This window comes from Mycobacterium shigaense (assembly GCF_002356315.1).
GTDB classification, from domain to species: domain Bacteria; phylum Actinomycetota; class Actinomycetes; order Mycobacteriales; family Mycobacteriaceae; genus Mycobacterium; species Mycobacterium shigaense.
In genome coordinates this window covers 4,089,705-4,109,312 of the sequence record NZ_AP018164.1, presented here as the reverse complement: position 1 = coordinate 4,109,312, position 19,608 = coordinate 4,089,705, and the positions used below count along the sequence as shown (strand labels likewise).

Below are 19,608 nucleotides of genomic sequence, written 5' to 3'. Positions count from 1 at the left end.
GTTCGGCTTGGGTCGGTACGCTGATCCGGTAGATCGTAAAGGCAGATTGTAAATCTGGGGCGAATACACGGGGGTTGGCGCGCGCCGATCGCGCTCGGGGCTTCCTCCGCATTCGCGTGGTCGCTGACTGATTGCCCAATACGAATGGGCGAGGATGGGGGATTGCGTTTTGCACGCCGCAACTATCACACCCGTTGCTGTTATCGGAATGGCCTGCCGCCTTCCCGGAGGAGTCGATTCTCCGCAACGTTTGTGGCAGGCGTTGTTACGCGGCGACGACTTCATCGGCGAAATCCCCCCGGACCGCTGGGATGCGGACCTCTACTACGACCCCGAACCCGGCGTGCCGGGCCGGTCGGTGTCGCGATGGGGCGCCTTCCTTGACGACGTCGGCGGCTTCGACTGTGATTTCTTCGGCCTGACCGAGCGCGAGGCCACCGCGATTGACCCGCAGCATCGCCTGCTGCTCGAGACCTCGTGGGACGCGATCGAGCATGCCGGGGTGGACCCGGCGTCCCTGGTCGGTTCGCAGACCGGCGTCTTCGTGGGATTGACGCACGGTGATTACGAGCTGCTGTCCGCCGATTGCGGCGCGGCGGAGGGGCCCTACGGATTCACCGGCACGTGCAACAGTTTCGCGTCCGGCCGCGTGTCCTACACGCTGGGTCTGCACGGACCCGCGGCCACGGTCGACACCGCCTGCTCGTCGGGGTTGATGGCCGTGCACCAGGCCTGCGGCAGCCTGCACACCGGCGAGAGCGACATGGCGTTGGCCGGCGGCGTGGTGGTGATCCTGGAGCCGCGGAAGTCGGTCGCGGGATCGCTGCAGGGCATGTTGTCGCCGACCGGACGCTGCCATGCGTTCGACGCCGCGGCCGACGGGTTCACCTCGAGTGAGGGTTGCGTGGTGCTCATGCTCAAGCGGCTGCCCGACGCGCAGCGCGACGGCGATCGCATCCTGGCCGTCGTGCGGGGCACCGCGGCCAACCAGGACGGCCGAACCCCGAACATCGCGGCGCCGTCCGAGCACGCGCAGGTCGCGGCCTACCGAAAGGCCCTGGCGGTGGCCGGCGTCGACCCCACCACGGTCGGCATGGTCGAGGCGCACGGCACCGGCACCCCGGTCGGCGACCCGGTCGAATACGCCAGCCTGGCGGCGGTTTACGGCACCGACGGGCCCTGCGCGCTGGCATCGGTGAAGACGAACTTCGGTCACATGCAGTCGACGTCGGGCGTGCTGGGGATGATGAAGGCCATCCTCGCGCTGCAGCACGGGGTTGTCCCGCAGAACCTGCACTTCAACCGGCTGCCCGACCAGCTGGCCGAGATCGACACCGAACTGTTCGTGCCGCAGGCCAATACGCCGTGGCCGACCAACGGCCACCACCCGCGGCGCGCCGCGGTGTCGTCGTACGGCATGTCCGGCACCAACGTGCACGCCGTCTTAGAACAAGCACCAGAACACGCGGCTGCGCAGGTCCCCGCACAGCCGGACGGCCCGCTGCTGTTCCCGGTCTCGTCGACCTCGGCCGAGCAACTGCGGGAGACGGCGGCCCGGCTGGCGGATTGGCTGGAGGAGCAGGGCGTCGACGAGCGCGCCGGCGCCGTCGGCCTGCGCGATCTGGGCTACACCTTGTCGCGCCGCCGGGCGCACCGGCCGGTGCGCGCGGTAGTGTCGGCGGGCAGCTTCGCCGAACTCGGTGCGGCCCTGCGGGGCATCGTGGAGGGCGACATCCCGGTGCAGCCCGCCGTGGGCCAGGACGACCGCGGCCCGGTATGGGTGTTCTCCGGGCAGGGTTCGCAGTGGTCGAAGATGGGCGCCGAGCTGCTGGCCACCGAGCCGGTCTTCGCCGCGACCGTCGCGGCGATCGAGCCGGTGATCGCCCGGGAATCGGGCTTTTCGGTGACCGAGGCGATGTTGGCGGCCGAGACCGTCAACGGGATCGACCGCGTGCAGCCGACGATCTTCGCGCTGCAGGTGGCGCTGGCCGAGACGATGACGTCCTACGGCGTGCGCCCGGGTGCGGTGATCGGCCACTCGCTGGGCGAGGCGGCCGCGGCCGTCGTCGCCGGAGCGTTGTCGCTCGAAGACGGGCTGCGGGTCATCTGCCGCCGCTCGCGGCTGATGAAGCGCGTCGCGGGCAGCGGCGCGATGGCGTCGGTGGAACTGCCCGGGCAGCAAGTGTTGTCGGAGCTGTCCATGCGGGGCGTGTCCGACGTCGTGCTGTCCGTGGTCGCCTCCCCGACGTCGACGGTCGTCGGAGGTGCCACCGAGTCGATCCGCTCCCTAGTCGCGATGTGGGAGCAACAGGACGTGCTGGCGCGCGAGGTGGCCGTGGATGTCGCGTCGCACTCGCCGCAGGTCGACCCGATTCTCGATGAGCTGCTGGAGGTCCTCGCCGATCTCGAGCCGAGGGCGCCCGAGGTCCCGTACTACTCCGCCACGCTGTGGGACCCGCGCGAACAGCCGTCGTTCACCGCCGACTACTGGGCCGAAAACCTGCGCTACACGGTGCGATTTGCCGCCGCTGTGCAGGCGGCCCTCAAGGACGGGTTCCGGGTCTTCGGCGAGCTGGCGCCGCATCCGCTGCTCACCTACGCCGTCGAGCAGAACGCCGCCAGCCTGGACATGCCGATCGCCGCGCTGGCGGCCATGCGGCGGGAGGCGCAACTGCCGTACGGCCTGCGGGGTTTTGTCGCCGACGTGCACAGCGCCGGTGCCGCAGTGGATTTCGCCACCCAGTACCCCAGCGGGCAGCTGGTGGAGGCGCCGTTGCCGACCTGGACTCGCCGCAAGCTGCTGCTCAGCCGGGAATCCGGCGAGCAACTGTCGGGTGCCTCGGTGCAGGCCGTGCACCCGCTGCTCGGTGCGCACGTGCACCTGCGCGAGGAGCCGGAACGCCACGTGTGGCAGGGCCAGGTGGGCATCGACGCCCACCCGTGGCTTGCCGACCACCAACTCCACAGCGTGGCAACGCTTCCCGGTGCCGCCTACTGCGAGATGGCACTGACCGCGGCGCGCACCACGCTCGGCGAGGAGGCCGAGGTGCACGACATCTCGTTCGAGGCGACGCTGTTGCTCGACGACCAGACGGTGGCGTCGTCGTCGGCGACGGTCTCGGCCTCCGGCGCACTCGAATTCGCTGTCGACACGCACGAGGAGGGCCAGCGCGTTCGGCGCGCGAGCGCCATCCTGCACGCCGGGACGGACGTGCAACCGCCGCCCACGCATGACATCGAGGCGCTGCTCGCTGCCCACCCGACCCGGATGGACGGCGCCGACCTGCGCGACGCCTTCGACGGCGTCGGCATCCAATACGGCCCAGCCTTCGCCGGCCTGGCCGCCGTATACACCGGCGACGGGATCGACGGTACCGGGGGACAAGTCACCACCGCGCTCGCCGAGGTGGCGCTGCCCGGGGCCATCCGCTCCCAGCAGTCGGCCTACGTCACCCACCCCGCGCTGCTGGACGCCTGCTTCCAGTCGGTCATCGTGCACCCCCAGCTGCAGAAGGCCGGCGCCGGCGGCCTGCTCCTGCCGGTGGGCGTGCGCCGGCTGCGCAACTACCATTCGACCCGCACCGCCCATTACTGCCTGACCCGTGTCACGGCCTCGCCGGCCGGCGAGTGCGAGGCCGACCTGGAGATCTTGGACCAGTCGGGCACGGTGCTGTTGACCGTCGAGGGGTTGGAACTGTCGGCCGGGGTTTCCGAGCATGAACACGCCAACCGCCTGATGAACGAGCGGCTGTTCACCATCGAGTGGGAGTCGCGTGAGCTGCCGGAGGTGGCACAGCCCGAGTCCGGCACCTGGCTGCTGCTCAGCGCGCAGGACGGCGATTCGCTGACCGAACAACTCGCCGGTGCGTTGAGTTCCGATGGCGCGCAATGCAATACCGCGCACCTGCCTCCGGGACCGCTCGAGTCGGGTGACCCGACGGCGCTGCGCGGGTTGCTCGGTGGTGACGGACCCCAGGGTTCCGCACGCGGGCTTGCCGGCGTGGTCGTGGTGACCGCAGCGGCTACCGATGACGCCGATCAGTTGCGGCGCGGCCGCGACTACGTCGCGCAGCTGGTCGGGATCGCCCGCGAGCTGGCGGAGTTGCCCGGCGGGGCGCCCCGGCTGTTCGTCGTGACCAGAAACGCGGCCACCGTGCTCGAGGAGGATCGGGCGAACCTCGAACAGGGCGGGTTGCGCGGCCTGATCCGGGTGATCGACTCCGAATACCCCCACCTGAGCGCGACCCAGATCGACGTCGACGACGACACCGACGTCGCGCAGCTGTCGCGGCAATTGCAGAGCGGGTCCGAGGAGGACGAAACCGCTTGGCGCAGTGGGGATTGGTACACCGCGCGGCTGCGGTCCGGTCCGCTGCGGCCGGACGAACGGTTGACCACGGTGGTAGACCACGGGCGCGATGGCATGCGGTTGCAGGTCCGCGCTCCCGGTGACCTGGAGTCGCTGGAGTTCGTCGCGGTGAACCGGGCCGAGCCGGGCCCGGGCGAGATCGAAGTCGCGGTGACCGCGTCCAGCGTCAACTTCGCCGACGTGCTCGTCGCCTTCGGCCGCTACCCCACCTTCGAGGGTTACCGCCAACAACTGGGCATCGACTTCGCCGGCGTGGTGACCGCGGTCGGGTCGGGCGTCACCGGGCATCGGGTCGGCGATCGGGTGGCGGGCTTGTCCCGCAACGGGTGCTGGAGCACGTTCGTCACCTGCGACGCGCGTCTCGCGGTCGCGCTACCGCCCGAGGTTCCGCTCGCCGACGCGGCGGCGGTGCCGACCGCGGCGGCAACCGCCTGGTACGGCCTGCACGATCTGGCCCGCATAGCGCCGGGCGAGAAGGTGCTGATCCATTCGGGCACCGGCGGGGTCGGGCAGGCGGCGATCGCGATCGCCCGCGCCGCCGGTTGCGAGATCTTTGCCACGGCGGGCAGCCCGCATCGGCGAGAGTTGTTGCGCGACATGGGTATCAAGCATGTCTACGACTCTCGCAGCACCGACTTCGCCGAGCAGATCCGCGACGATACCGACGGCTATGGTGTCGACGTCGTGCTCAATTCGCTGCCCGGCGCCGGGCAACGCGCGGGAGTCGAATTGCTGGCCTTCGGTGGGCGATTCGTCGAAATCGGCAAACGCGACATCTACGGCGACACCCGGCTGGGGCTGTTCCCGTTCCGGCGCAACCTCTCGCTGTATGCCGTCGATCTCGCGCTGCTGACGCACACACACCCGGAAGTCGTTGCGCGCCTGCTGAACACGGTCTACCAACACACGGCCGACGGGACGCTGCCGCTGCCGCCGATCACGCACTACCCGGTGGCCGATGCGGCCGCGGCCGTGCGTTTGGTCGGTGCGGCGGGCCACACCGGAAAAGTGCTGCTCGACATTCCGCACACCGGATCCAGCGTGGCCGTCGTACCGCCGGAGGAGAAGCCGGTGTTCCGCCGCGACGGCGCCTACATCATCACCGGCGGACTGACCGGGCTCGGGTTGTACCTGGGTGGCGAGATGGCCGCGACCGGCTGCGGACGGATCGTGCTGAACTCCCGCTCGGCACCGAACGCTCGGGCGCGGGAAGTCATCGAGTCGCTGCGCGCCCGGGGCGCCGACGTCCAGGTGGAGTGCGGCGACGTCGCCGACCCCGCTTTTGCCCGACGCCTGGTGACGGTCGCGACCGCATCCGGCTTGCCGCTGCGGGGCGTGCTGCATTCGGCGGGGGTCGTCGAGGACGCCACGCTGTTCAACGTCACCGACGACCTGATCGACCGGTGTTGGGCGCCAAAGGCTTACGGCGGGTGGAACCTGCATCAGGCCGTGCAGGAAATAGAAGCCGACCAGCCGCTGGATTGGTTCTGCACCTTTTCGACGGCGGCGGCGTTGGTGGGCTCGCCGGGGCAGGGTGCCTACGCGGCGGCGAACAGCTGGCTGAACGCCTTTGCCCACTGGCGACGCGCCCAGGGCTTGCCGAGCACCGCGATCGCTTGGGGCGCGTGGGCCGAGGTCGGCCACGTTCGCGCCACGGCCATGGCCGAGGAGACGGGCGCCTCGATCGCGCCCGCGGAGGGCTATTGGGCATTTCAGTCGCTGGTGCGCTACAGCCGCCCGTACTCTTGCTATGCGCCGATCATGGGCACGGCCTGGCTCAACGCCTTCGCGCAGCGCAGCCGCTTCGCCGAAGCGTTCCAGTCCATGGCGAACGGCCAGGCGGACAAAGGGAAATTCGTCGCCGAACTGAACGCGGCGCCGCCCGACGAGTGGCCCGGCATGATCCGGCGGTTGATATCGGATCAGATCAGCCTGCTGTTGCGTCGCACCATCGATCCGGATCGGCCGCTGTCCGAGTACGGGCTGGATTCGCTGGGCAACCTGGAGCTGCGGACCCGGATCGAAACCGAGACCGGGGTTCGTATCAGTCCCACGAAGATCACCACCGTTCGTGGTCTGGCAGAGCACCTTTGCGAGGAGCTGGCAACCACGGAAGCCGCGTTGGCGACCAGCTGAAACGAAACGAGGAGACAAACCAGTGCGGGTAGGGCCGTTAACAGTTGGAACGCTGTTCGATTGGGACCCGGTCCCGGGTGACACCGTCTCGTGGCAGCCGACGCCGGCCACGCTGGAGCGGGTGGCTGCCGCGCCGGTCAGTTCGGTGCCGGTGAGCTACATGCAGGCACAGCACATCCGGGGTTACGTCGAGCAGAAGGCCAAGGGACTCGATTACTCCCGGCTGATGATCATCAGCAGCGACCAACCCGGCCGGTGCGACCTTCGGGCGGTGAATTACGTTGTCAACGCCCATGTTCGGCGCCACGACACCTATCGCAGCTGGTTCGAGTACGCCGACGACGACCGGATCGTCCGGCACACCGTGGCGGACTCGGCGGCCATCGAATTCGTGCCCGTCAAGCACGGTGAGCTGACGCTCGGCGAAATCCGGGACCTCGCGGTGCACACCCCGGACCCGTTGCAGTGGGGATGTTTTCGGTTCGGCGTCATCCAGAGCGACGACCACTTCACCTTCTACGCGAGCATCGACCATGTGCACGTGGACGCGATGGTCGTCGGAGTGACGCTGATGGAGTTCCACATGATGTACGGGTCCCTGGTCGGCGGGGGAGCGCCCCTCGAGCTGCCGCCGGCGGGCAGTTACGACGAATTCTGTCTCCGGCAGCGCGGTTTCACCGACGAGCTGACCGCGGAGTCCCCGCAGGTTCGTGCCTGGACACAGTTCGCCGAGAGCAACGGCGGCAGTCTGCCCGAATTCGCACTGCCGCTCGGCGACGCCTCGCTGCCCAGCCAGGCCGACATCGTCACGGTGACAATGCTGGACGAGCCGCAGACCGCTCAATTCGAGTCGCTCTGCCGGGATGCCGGTGCGCGGTTCATCGGCGGAGTGCTGGCCTGCTGCGGCCTGGCTGAGCACGAATTGACCGGGGCGAGCACCTATTACGGGCTCACACCCCGCGACACCCGCAAGACGGCGGCCGATGCGCTCACGCAGGGGTGGTTTACCGGCCTGATCCCGGTCACCGTCCCGATCGCCGACTCCTCGTTCGAGGAGGCCGCGCGCGCCGCGCAGCAATCCTTCGACGCCGACGTGCATTTGGCCGAGGTGCCCTATGAGCGGGTGGTGGAGTTGGCCCCGACGGTACACAAGCCGCGGCCCAACTTCCCGGTGATCAACTTCCTCGACGCGGGCACGGCCCCGCTGTCGGCGCTGCTGACCGCCGAACTCGACGGGCTCAACATCGGCGTCTACAGCGACGGTCGCTACTCGTATCAGATGTCGATCTACGTGATCCGGGTGGAGCAGGAGACCGCCGTGACGGTGATGTTCCCGGACAATCCCGAGGCCCGGGAATCGGTGGCGCGCTATCTGGAGGCGTTGAAGTCCGTCTTCGTACGGGTCGCCGAGGGCGGGCACTGGCGGCGGCATGTGGCCTGACGGAACGCATCGCGGACGGCCGGGGGTGCAGCGATCTTCGGTCGGCTAGGCGAGTTGGTGGCGCGGCGCCCGTGGATCGTGATCGGGTGCTGGCTGGTGCTGGCCCTGCTGCTGCCCAGCACGGTGCCCTCGCTGACCCAGATGTCGCAGCGACACCCCGTCGCGTTGCTGCCGGCCGACGCGGCGTCGGTCGTGGCGGCGAAAAAGATCACCAAGGCATTCGGCGAAGCCGGGTCGGAAAACGTGCTGATTGTTCTGCTGACCAATCAGGACGGGGCCAAGGGCTTGGGCCCGGCCGACGAAGGCGCGTATCGGGGCTTGGTGGATCGCCTGCGCCGTGACACCAAAGACGTCGTGATGCTGCAGGACTTCCTCAGCGCCCCGCCGCTGCGTGACCTGCTGGTCAGCAAGGACAACAAGGCGTGGATCCTGCCCGTGGGCTTGGCCGGCGAGCTGGGTACCCCCGAGTCCTACCGGGCCTACAACGACGTCGTCGGCCTGGTGAACGACACACTGAAGCACGGCGGATCCGGCCTGCGGGCCGACATGACCGGGCCCGCCGGCACCGTCGCGGATTTGACCGACGCGGGGGCGCGCGACCGGGTGTCGATCGAACTGGCGATCATGGTGTTGCTGGTGGTGATCCTGGCTGTCATCTACCGCCGCCCGGTCACCATGCTGCTGCCCCTGGTCACTATCGGGTCGGCCCTGGTGATCGCGCAGGCGTTGGTTTCCGGTGTCTCCGCGCTGACCGGGATGGCGGTGTCGAACCAGACGATCGTGTTGTTGTCCGCGATGATCGCCGGCGCCGGAACGGATTACGCGGTCTTCTTCCTCGGCCGATATCACGACTACGTCCGCCTCGGCGAGGATTCGGATCGTGCCGTGAAACGGGCGGTGGCCTCCGTCGGCAAGGTGATCGCCGCGTCGGCGGGGACGGTCGGAATCACCTTCCTCGGTATGGGTTTCGCCAAGCTCGGGCTGTTCTCGACCGTCGGCCCGGCACTGGCGATCGCGATCGCCGTCGCATTTCTGGCCGGAGTGACATTGCTGCCGGCCATCGTGACGGCGGCCGGGCCGCGTGGCTGGGTGGCCCCGCGCGGCGAGCAGGGCGCCGCCTTCTGGCGGCGCGCCGGAATACGCATCGTGCGAACGCCCGGGCGATACCTGGTGGTCAGCCTGATCGTCCTGATCGCCCTGGCCACCTGCACGGCCTTCGTTCATTTCAACTACGACGACCGCAAGCAGTTGCCGGCCGCCGCCGGCAGTTCGATCGGTTACGCCGCGCTCGAACACCATTTCCCGGTGAACCAGACGATTCCGGAATACCTGCTCGTCCAATCACCCGACGATCTGCGCAGCCCGCTCGCGCTTGCCGACCTCGAGCAGATGGCGCAGCGCATCAGCCAGATTCCGGGCGTCGCCGTGGTCCGGGGCGTCACCCGTCCCACCGGCCAGCCGCTCGAACTGGCCAGGGCCACCTATCAGGCGGGACAGGTGGGCAAACAGCTGGGCGCCGGGGCCGACCAAATCACCGGCCGCGAAGGCGATCTCAACCGGCTGGCCTCCGGAGCCGGGCTGCTGGCCGACAAGCTCGGCGATGTGCGGAACCAGGTCGGTCAGGCCATCGGGGGCATCACGAGCCTGGTCGACGCGCTGGCGTCGGTCGAGAAGATCTTCGGGGGTTCCAAGACCCTCGGCGAAATCGACACTGCCGCACGGCTCGTCAGCAGCATGCGCGCACTGGGCGACATGCTGCAGATCAACTTCTCGGGAGCCCTGAACAACTTCGAGTGGGTCGACGCCGTCATCGCCGCCCTGGATGCCAGCCTCATCTGCGACGCCAATCCGGTGTGCGGCTCCGCCCGCGCCCAGTTCCACAAGCTGATCACCGCCCGCGACGACGGAACCCTGAACAAGATCTCCGACCTGTTCCGGCAACTGCAGTCGGCGCAGTCCGTTCAGACGCTGGCCGCCACCGTGCGCGGCCTGAGCCGAACGTTGCAGGGCGCTGTCGGTTCGCTGCACAACCTGGGCATGGACAACCCGGGCACGGCTCGATCGAGGATCGCAATGGTGCAACACGGCGCCAACGACCTGGCCAGCGCGGGCCGCCAGGTGGCCGACGGCGTGCAGTTGCTGGTCGACGAGGTCAAGCGGATGGGTGTGGGGCTGGGTCGGGCCTCGGCGTTTCTGATCGACATGGGACAGGACGCGTCGCAGCCGTCGATGGCCGGGTTCAACATCCCCGCTCGCGCACTCGGCACCGAGGACTTCAGAAGGCTTGCGCGGTCCTTCATCTCGCCGGACGGCCATTCGGCGCGCTACTTCATCCAGACCGGCCTCGATCCGTTCAGCACGGCGGCGATGAACCAGGTAAACACCATTCTGGCCACCGCCAAAGGCGCGCAGCCGAACACGTCGTTGTCCAACGCCTCGGTATCGATCTCGGGATATCCGGTCACCCTGCGCGATACCCGGGATTACTACGACCACGACATCCTGCTCATCGTCGTGGTGACCATCACCGTCGTGCTGTTGATCCTCGTCGCGCTGCTGCGCGCGATAGTGGCGCCGCTGTATCTGGTCGGGTCGGTGATCGTGTCCTGCCTGTCGGCGGTCGGGGTCGGTGTGTTGGTGTTCCAGATCATGTTGCGGCAGGAATTGCATTGGAGCGTAGCGGGGTTGGCCTTCGTGGTGCTGGTCGCCGTCGGCGCGGACTACAACATGTTGCTCGCCTCGCGGCTGCGTGACGAGTCCCCGTTCGGTGTGCGCACCGGCGTGATTCGAACCGTGCGTTCCACCGGCGCGGTCATCACCGCGGCGGGCCTGATCTTCGCCGCATCGATGTTCGGGCTGCTGTTCTCCAGCATCGGCGCCGTCGTCCAATCCGGCTTCGTGATCGGGGTGGGCATCCTGGTCGACACGTTCGTGGTGCGCACCATCACCGTGCCCGCTATCGCCGCGCTGGTCGGCCGGGCCGGCTGGTGGCCCAGCCCGCCCACGCGAAAAGCCAAGAAAAAGACTGTGTTCGACGCCGTGGCCGAGACGTAACCGGCTCAGCCGGGTGGCGGCGGGAGGAACCCGCGCAGCTGCGCGAACGCGTTCTCGATCGAATCGCGAGTGCCGGGATCGAGGCTGCCGACGGGGTCCATCCCATGTGCGGGATCCACGTACGTCGGCCGGTTGAGCACATTGTCGTTGCGCGAGTAGCCCGCATCAATCTGGGGCTGCAGGATCGCGTCGATCTGGTTCACCAAGCCGTCGGACCAACCCAGGTAGCGCAGCGGCAGCGTCAGCGGAAGATGGTTCACTGGAATCAGATACGTCGTCGTCGTCGCCCCGCGCGAGTTGACGGTGGTCCTGATGTTCTGCGGGGGCACGGCGTCGGGGCCGGTAAATGCGGCAGGGGTGTGCACGATCGCCGACCCGACGGCCGCGTTGGCGTCGGCCAGCAGATTGTCCGGGCGGTCGGGGAAATCGGCGAGACCGTCGTAGGAGGCGATGACCCGGTTGGTGTCGTATTGGCTGTCCACCGGCCGCGGCATCGTGTAGTCGATGAACGGGACGTAGTCGCCGGGCTTGAAGATGCCGGCCAGGAAGCTGGCCCCGAACGCGTGGGTGCCCATCGGATCACCAATCGTGGTGAACTGCAGCTTGTCTGGCGGTGGCGCGGTCGGATCGTGGGCCAGCCGCACCTGTTCCTGGTCGAGGGCCAGGGTGCCCTGCGACAACCCGACGGCGGCGGCCGGCTCGGTTCCGCGGCGGATGGCCTGATCCAGGCTGTTCGTGGCTTGATCGGCAGCCTGACCGATCGTCACGTTGTCCCGCCGTCCGGGGAACAGCTCCTGCGGCACCCAGCTGAACGGTGCGCCGGCCGGATAGTCGATGAGGTCGCGCTTGGCTTTCGGAAAATATGCGGAGCCCGCGCGATTGGTGTAGTCGTACCAGGGAATACCCGGTGCCCGCGCACCACCAAGCGCGTAAACGGTTTTCGCGTTGGCGTCGTCCCCGACCGGGGACGGCGCGGGGGGCGCCCAGGGCAATCCCGGGTCACTCGATGCGATGCCCGTCCCGAGTCCCCCGGCCGAACCGACCACCAAGGTGGCGAGCGCTCCAGCGATCAGCTGCTTCATCCGCTTCGTGTCCCCCCGAGTTGCTGCCGTCCACAGTACTGCATGCCTGCCCTATCGGCCCGTTACGCCGACGGCGAGTAGCACGCATCCGGCCGTCGCCAGCACGGCGGCGACCTCGAGGCGGCGACGAGACCGAACCCACCTGTGCAACGCGGTCATCGACGCATGCGTCTGCCGGGGCGCCAGCAAGTAGGCGAGCAGGGGGATCTCCACGAGCGCGAACGCCACGACATGGAAGACCACCAGGGCGGAGATCTGGGTCAGGGCGGCCGTCCCGGACGCCACGATGACGGTCAGCGCGGCCAGATAGTCGACGGAGGGCAGGGCCATCCCGAGGCCGGCCACCCCGGCAACCCAAAGCGAACGCCCGGTGAGCAGTCGCCGCATCCGCGGCGAGAGCCGTTCGGTGGCAGGCGTTTCCCCGCCGTTGCCCCGGGTCACGACCTGTGCGGCCAGCACCGCCGCCACCAGCAGTGCCAGCGCACCGATCAGCATCTGCAGTCCCGGCAGGCTGACGTGGGACGAGGTCAGCAGCTTGCGTTGCAGTACGAACAAGACGAGAAGGCCCACGGTCATGCCCATCGCGAAACCGCCGGACAGGAATGCGAGCAGTTGCAGCGTCGGCCTGGGCCGATTGAGCATCAGCACGGTCATGCCGATCCGGAACGGCTCCAGGCTCATCGCGACGGCCATGACCAGGATGGTGATCCACATCGCGGGGCGTCAGGCGTCTATCCGCGTCGGCCGCATTCGCGCCACGTTACCGGGTCGGGGTTGCGACTGCGCTAGGCGCCTGTGCCCCAATGCAATACGCGCGAGGTGAGCAGGACGATGCCCAGCGAGACCGATGCCACGACCGTCAGCCCGATCACAGCAACGACGAGCGGACGCCATCCGGTGCGCGCGATTTGGCGGATGTCGGTGTTGAGGCCGACGCCGGCAAAGGTGAGCAGGAACGCCCACTTCGACACGTTGGCGAGGTTGGCGGTTTGCCCTTTGCTCAGCCAGTGCGCGGTCGCGATCGCCGATACCGCCAAAAAGCCCAGCACGAACTTCGGGAATTTCTGCCAGACGAATGCAGCCTTGGCCTTTGCGCCGGGGGCGATCTCGTCGGCCTGGCCGCGGCCCGCCCAGTACAGGGCGAAGCCGAGTACGACGAATCCGATCAGCGCGTTGCGGGTCGACTTGACCAGCACCGCGATCTTGCCGGCGTGATCGGAGAACAGGTAGCCGGTCGCGGTCGTCTCGGCGGTGTTGTCCACGGCCAGCCCCGCCCACAACCCGAATTCCCGGTCGGTCAGGCCGATGGCGTGCCCCAGCGGCGGCAACACGAACAGGGCCACCGCACCCAGCGCCAGGATCGCCGCGATGGCGTAGCCGACGTCGGAGTTGCGGGCGCGGATCGCGCCCTTGGCGGCCACGATGGCCGACACGCCGCAGATCGACGTGCCGATCGCCAGCAGCGAGCCCAGCTTGCCGGACAACCCGAACGCCCGCGCCACGACGATGATGATCGTTCCCGCGATCACCATGTCCACCAGAATTTGGACCAGGCTCAGGCCGCCGAGCTTGATGATGTCGCCCAGCACGAACCGCGCCCCGAGCACCACGATGCCGACCTTGAGCCAGAACTCGTAGGTCTGCACGCCCGGGCGAAAGATCCGGTGCAGGCCCACGGTGTTGGTGATCAGCAACCCAATCACGATGGCCCACAACACGTATTCGATATCGGGCACACGCCAGTGTTCGTGCTTGGCCAGTGTGTTCCACCAGATCTGGGCGTACTTACCCAGCAGCCCCACCCCGATCAGCAGCAAGATGCCCGGCACGTAGTCCAGCGGTCGGTTGCTGGTGAAGCTCGGCTCGGCCACCGTCTCGTCGGGTTCGAGGGATCCGACATCGGTGGTGCTCATGGATTCACCACGGAATCTTCGGGAGCACGCCGGCCACCGCCAGCGCGGTGATCACCCCGGCGACCAGGGTCGCCCACCAGTCCACCGAGATTGATGCGACTCGGCCACGCCATTCGCTCACGCACGCATAGTGGCGCGCGCTGCATCGCGGACCAAGTGATTAGATCGCGGTGAATCTAGGTGGCGCTGCGCCTTATCCGGTGGACGGCCACCGCGGCACCATCGGCGGGCGGGCAAGAAACCGGTTGTCCGGAAGGACGGCACGTAGTGTCGCGTGCTCGGCCAGGGTGGCCGGCGCAATCCCGGGCATGCCGGATGCGGCTTGCGCCTGCGCGCCGATGGGGCTGGTTGCCAACGCCGGGCTGAGCGGAGCTGCCGGCGGGGCTGTCGCAGCCCAGTCGGACGGCGCCGACAAGTGTCCGATCGATGTCGCCTGTCCCAATCCTGCTGTCACCGAGGTTGCGGGACCGGAGATTTCTTGCGCGCCAGCGCCGTACGACGACGCTAGCGTTGCGAAGCTGTCCAGCGCCCCGTCGCCTACGATGCTGCTGGCGCCGTTGGTCCCGAGCGTGGATGCCGTGACGATCTGGGACGGATTGAGGGCTCCGGTCGACGTCAGCGTGTTCCAGAAGTTGGCGTTGGGATCCAGGATCGACGACGAGTTTGAGGAGGTGGCAGCGGCGGGAGACGAAAGATTCTGCAGGGTCGAGGTAATCGACGGTGCGGCTTGCGACAATGTCGCCTGCGTTTCGGTCGTCGCCGACGAGCTGGCGGCCTGAGTAACCGCGGCGACCTGTTCGTTCTGACCGCCGGAGTTGGTCGTTTGTGGTGCCGTGCTGAACGACGGCACCTTGGTGGCCGCGGCCGACTGCCCGGCGTAGCCGTACATGGCGGCAGCGTCCTGCGCCCACATTTCTCCGTAGTGGGCTTCGGTGGCCGCGATTGCTGACGCGTTCTGCCCGAATGTGTTCGACGCGACCAGCGACGCCAGCGCGGTGCGGTTGATCGCGATCGCCGCGGGGGGCACCGTCATTGCGAACGCTGTCTCGAAGGCCGAGGCGGCGGCCGTTGCCTGTTCCGCGGTCTGCTCTGCCTGCATCGCAGTCATATTCATCCACACCACATATGGCGCGGCTGCATCCGCCATGGCAAGCGACGCGGCACCACGCCAGCTTTGGCTGGTCAGGACGGAGACTGCTGACCCGTAAGGGGCCGCGTGGGAGCGCAATTCGGCTGCCAATTCGGTCCAGGCGGCTGCGGCGCGCAGCATCGATGCCGATCCCGGGCCGGCATGCATCTTGCCGGAGTTGATTTCCGAGGGGGGCCATAGTCGAGCAACATGGTCATTGCGACCGCTCCATTCTCACTGTCGTTTTGGGCCGTGTCGTGGCAGTTGTCATCGGGCTTCTCCTTGCGTCAAGCGGAATGAACCCGCGTCGGGGCGCGCGAATCCGCGCGCGTCAACGACGCGTGCTCGATAACGAAGCGGCAGTGGGCGATTCAGATGGTGGAAACGGCGAGGTGCCGAAGCGTTGCTACGGCCGATCTGGGAGGGCGACTAGCACCTGGACTGGACGTCGCTTTCACCTCCTCATGGCCATGGCGCGCGGCGCTAGTGTTGCACAAAGGAGTGATACTGCCCGACAAGCCAATTGGGCGTGGCACCCCTCTCGTCAGAGCTTTGGCACTGCACGGCGTATCCGGGCTTTTGCTCGGAAGCCACTTGGGCTCAACCCTTGTGCCGGGAAGAGCTGTCCTGACCCGTGGCGTCTTTCGACGTTCAAGGTCAGTGGCCTGTATCCATGCAGACGCCTCACCTAGCGAGGTGCATACGCGGCAATGCTGGCACCGATGCCGCGGATTCGTCAACCGCACACCGGATTCGAAACCTGTTGGTTACGTTGGTCGCGGGCTGCGCTCGTTGAGCAGATCGATGACCCGCGCGACCAGCTCGTCGATGTCGGCGTCGGTGGTGTCGATGACCAGGTCGGCGGCCTCCGGCGGCTCGTACGGCGCATCCACGCCGGTGAGGCCCTTGAGCTCGCCCCTGCGCGCCCGCGCGTACAGACCCTTGGGGTCGCGCCGCTCGCACTCGGCCAGCGAGGTCGCGACATGGACCTCGATGAACGGCAGTTTGGCGGCATCGTTCAGCGTGCGGGCGGTCTCACGGTCGGACTTCAGCGGCGACACCAGCGAGGCCAGGGCGACCACGCCGGCGTCGGCCAGCAGCCGCGTCAAATGGCCGACGCGCCGGATGTTTTCGGTGCGATCGCCGGGGGAGAAGCCCAGATCGTCGGACAGGCCGTGGCGCAGGTTGTCGCCGTCCAGCAGGTAGGCCACCCGCCCCGATTCGACGAGCGCGCGCTCGACGGCCACCGCGACCGTCGACTTGCCAGAGGCGGGCAGGCCGGTGAACCAGATGGTCGCGCCGGCCTGGGTGGTGGCGCGCCACCGGTGGTTTCGGTCCAGCGCCGAGGGATGCCAGCGGATGTCGGTGCGGGAATGGGTGCCGGGCTTGATCTCCCGGGCTTCGATGATGGTCCCGGCGCCGACGGTGTCGTTGGTGGTCTCGTCGATCAGGATGAACGCACCGCTGTCCCGGTTGTCGCTGTAAGGGTCGGCGATTACGACGGAGCTGGTGCGCAGCGTGACGGTGCCGATGTCGTTGAGCGTCAACTCGACCGGCTGGTCCAGCTCGTCGAGGGTCTCGGGATCCAGTCGTGAGTGCAGCTCCTGCACGGTGGCGCGCACCGTCTTCGATGTCTGCTTGAGCGCCACCCGGTCGCCGGCCCGCAGCGGGGAGTCGACGAACCAGCACACCGTCGCATCCAGCTCACGGGCCAGCACCGGCGCGTCCGCGTCTTCCGCACCGCTGACCAGTACGTCGCCGCGGCCCACGTCGATGTCATCGGCCAGTTCGATCGAAACAGAAAGCGGCGCAACGCCTGTCGTGCGCTTGTCGTCGAGGGTGTCCAGCGCGGTGACGGTCGAGCGGGTGTCGGCGGGCAACGAGACCACCGGGTCGCCCACCGACAGCGTTCCGGCGGCCAGTCGCCCGGTGTAGCGCCGGCGCACGTCGGCAGTGGGCCGCGACACCCACTGGATGGGCAGGCGCAGCCGCGACGGCTCGGCGTTCGGCGCCGCGAGTTCGACGCTCTCCAGGTATTCCAGCAGGGTGGGGCCGCTGTACCAGGGCGTGCGATCGGAGCGGTGCACGACGTTGTCGCCGTGCTTGGCCGCGATGGGGATCACCGTGATGTCCACCTCGCCCAGGCGCGCCGCGAGCTGGCGTAACTCCTCTTCCACCTTGGCGAAGCCGCCCTGATCGAAGTCGATGAGGTCGATTTTATTCACGGTGGCGACAAAGTGCTTGATGCCCAACAGTTTCGCGATCCGGGCGTGCCGCCGGGTCTGGCGCAGCACCCCGGCCCGCGCGTCGACGAGCAGGATGGCCACGTGGGCGTTGGAGGCGCCGGTGAACATGTTGCGGGTGTAGCGCTCGTGGCCCGGGGTGTCGGCCAGGATGTAGCTGCGGGTGGTGGTGGAAAAGAAGCGGTAGGCGACGTCGATCGTGATGCCCTGCTCGCGTTCGGCGCGCAACCCGTCGGAGAGCGCCGCGAGGTCGGCGATGCCGTCCTGGTCGGTCACGGCCTCGAGGTGGTCCAGCGGCAGGCTGTCGGTGTCGTGCAACAGCCGCCCGATCAGGGTGCTCTTGCCGTCGTCCACCGAACCGGCGGTGGCGATGCGCAACAGCTGACGCGTTACGCCCTTGGGGGGCAACACTTTCTCGGCGGCCTTCTCGGTGCTTGTCATCAGAAGTAACCCTCTCGCTTGCGGTCTTCCATCGCGGCTGCCGAGGTGCGGTCGTCGGCGCGGGTTTCGCCGCGCTCGGATACCGTGGCCGCCGAGATCTCGGTGATCACCCGGGCGATGTCGGTGGCCTGCGACCGCACCGCCCCGGTGATGGTCAGGTCGCCCACCGTGCGGTAGCGCACCCACTCCGTCGCCGCGGTCTCGCCGTCTTGCGGGCTGGCGTATTCGGAGACGGCGAGCAGGATGCCGTCGCGCTCGAACACCTCGCGCTCGTGAGCGTAGTAAATCGACGGTATTTCAAGGTCTTCGAGCTCGATGTAGCGCCAGACGTCGAGCTCGGTCCAGTTACTCAGGGGAAACACCCGCACCTGCTCGCCCTTCTTGATGCGGCCGTTGTACAGCGACCACGGTTCGGGGCGCTGCGCGCGGGGGTCCCACTGGCCGAACTCGTCGCGGAAGCTCAGGATCCGCTCCTTGGCGCGGGCGCGCTCCTCGTCGCGGCGTGCGCCGCCGAACGCCGCGTCGAAGCCGCCGGCCTCCAAGGCGTCGAGCAGCGTGCGGGTCTGGGCACGGTTGCGCGACGCGCCCGGACCGGGGTCGGGGACCCGGCCGTTGTCGATGGACTCCTGCACCGAGGCGATGATCAGCTTGTGTCCCTCGCCGGTCACCCGGCGGTCCCGGAATTCGATGACCTCGGGAAAATTATGGCCGGTGTCGACGTGCATGACCGGAAACGGCAGGGGTATCGGCCGAAAGGCCTTCTCCGCGAGCCGAAGTAGCACGATCGAGTCCTTGCCCGCCGAGAACAGCAGGACCGGCCGCTCCAGCTCGGCGACGACCTCGCGGATGATGTGCACCGCTTCGGCTTCTAGCAGCCTCAGTTCGTCGACGCGGAGTTCCTCGGTGACGCTCATAGCGGTAACCCCTCTCGTTCGGCGTCCGCACGATATCGGTCGACCCATTCGTCGGAACGCTTGTCGGCCTGGCGCTCCAGCACCGGCTCTGGCGCAAGGTTGGGATCCAGCCCCAGCGACTCCAGGATGGAGCCAACCACATCGGTGAGGTTGCGCCACAACACCGGATATGGAATCTCCATGGGTTTGACGTCTTCCTCGACGAACCAATTCCGCCAGCCCTCTTCCTGGGCGCGCAGCATCGTGATGACGTGGGCGATCGCCCCGGCGTGATAGGTGGCCCGCGCGTCGCGGACCGGGTCGGGGCGCCCCCGCCAGACCCGGGTCTGCACCGCCCGCCAAAAGGACACCGCCTGCGACACGACGTCGGGCCGGTATACGTAAACCAGCAGCGGATCCTCGCCGACGACGTCCCGGATCGCGGACAGCAGGCCCTTGCCCGACCGATCGGGCAGGCCCTTTGCGCGTTCCAGCAGCAGCGGCGTCTGGTTCCACATCAGCTTGCCGCCCCACACCCCGTTGGGTGTCCGGCCGACCGTGCGGATGTAGTCGCGCCAGATCTCGGCCGGCGCCAGGTCGGGCTTTCCCTCGTCCAGCGGATCGAGCAGGCTCAGGATCGACTCGTCGTCGACGCCCGCGAACCACTCGCGCGGTTGCGGGGCCTGGCTGGTGGTCGGCAGGTACTGAAAGAACTCTTGAGGCTCGCCGGCCACGCCGGTGGCCCGCAGCGATTCGACGAGCAGCGTGCTGCCACTGCGCTGCGAGGCGAGCACCAGATACGACGACGGGCTATCGGTCACCAGCAAAGCCTAGCCGGACGCAAATGCACTGCAACACGCAGGATTGCATTCACGCTGAGCATAATCGGTGCACCGTCAGCCCGACG

General features: G+C 68.0%; 10 protein-coding genes and 1 riboswitch. Of the genes, 3 read left to right on the top strand and 7 right to left on the bottom strand.

Annotated elements, in window-relative coordinates; genetic code table 11:
• Positions 1 to 169: 169 nt before the first annotated feature.
• The 3 genes from pks2 (at position 170) to MSG_RS19050 (ending at position 11,000) form a co-directional block, all read left to right on the top strand.
• Positions 170 to 6,505, top strand: a complete 6,336-nt coding sequence (pks2, locus tag MSG_RS19060) for a sulfolipid-1 biosynthesis phthioceranic/hydroxyphthioceranic acid synthase (RefSeq protein ID WP_096444667.1) — start codon at positions 170 to 172, stop codon at positions 6,503 to 6,505.
• Positions 6,506 to 6,527: 22 nt separating this feature from the next.
• Positions 6,528 to 7,946 (top strand): condensation domain-containing protein, encoded by a 1,419-nt coding sequence (locus MSG_RS19055; RefSeq protein ID WP_096442031.1) that lies wholly within the window; start codon positions 6,528 to 6,530, stop codon positions 7,944 to 7,946.
• Positions 7,947 to 8,024: 78 nt separating this feature from the next.
• A complete protein-coding gene (locus tag MSG_RS19050) occupies positions 8,025 to 11,000 on the top strand; it encodes an MMPL/RND family transporter (protein WP_096444666.1) in 2,976 nt (991 codons plus the stop codon).
• 5 nt (positions 11,001 to 11,005) lie between these two features.
• On the opposite strand, the gene MSG_RS19045 is transcribed toward MSG_RS19050, so the two are convergent.
• From MSG_RS19045 to stf0, 7 genes are all read right to left on the bottom strand, one after another.
• Positions 11,006 to 12,082: a PE-PPE domain-containing protein gene (locus MSG_RS19045; RefSeq protein WP_096442029.1), complete on the bottom strand. Its 1,077-nt coding sequence runs from the start codon at positions 12,080 to 12,082 to the stop codon at positions 11,006 to 11,008.
• A 51-nt stretch (positions 12,083 to 12,133) separates the two neighbouring features.
• A complete protein-coding gene (locus tag MSG_RS19040) occupies positions 12,134 to 12,796 on the bottom strand; it encodes a GAP family protein (RefSeq protein WP_096442027.1) in 663 nt (220 codons plus the stop codon).
• Positions 12,797 to 12,867: 71 nt separating this feature from the next.
• Positions 12,868 to 13,995 carry a YeiH family protein gene (locus MSG_RS19035; protein WP_096442025.1) on the bottom strand — a complete coding sequence of 376 codons (1,128 nt, stop codon included), beginning with the start codon at positions 13,993 to 13,995 and terminating at the stop codon, positions 12,868 to 12,870.
• A gap of 193 nt (positions 13,996 to 14,188) precedes the next feature.
• Complete coding sequence (locus tag MSG_RS19030; protein WP_258173958.1) at positions 14,189 to 15,307, bottom strand: PPE family protein; 1,119 nt, start codon at positions 15,305 to 15,307, stop codon at positions 14,189 to 14,191.
• A gap of 346 nt (positions 15,308 to 15,653) precedes the next feature.
• Positions 15,654 to 15,827: riboswitch (M-box (ykoK) riboswitch) on the bottom strand.
• Between the two features lie 64 nt (positions 15,828 to 15,891).
• Positions 15,892 to 17,808 (bottom strand): adenylyl-sulfate kinase, encoded by a 1,917-nt coding sequence (gene cysC, locus MSG_RS19025; protein WP_096442021.1) that lies wholly within the window; start codon positions 17,806 to 17,808, stop codon positions 15,892 to 15,894.
• Positions 17,808 to 18,722 (bottom strand): sulfate adenylyltransferase subunit CysD, encoded by a 915-nt coding sequence (gene cysD / locus MSG_RS19020; protein ID WP_096442019.1) that lies wholly within the window; start codon positions 18,720 to 18,722, stop codon positions 17,808 to 17,810. The genes cysC and cysD overlap by 1 nt, the downstream gene beginning before the upstream one ends.
• Positions 18,719 to 19,522, bottom strand: a complete 804-nt coding sequence (gene stf0 / locus MSG_RS19015) for a trehalose 2-sulfotransferase (RefSeq protein WP_096444665.1) — start codon at positions 19,520 to 19,522, stop codon at positions 18,719 to 18,721. The genes cysD and stf0 overlap by 4 nt, the downstream gene beginning before the upstream one ends.
• Positions 19,523 to 19,608: the final 86 nt, after the last annotated feature.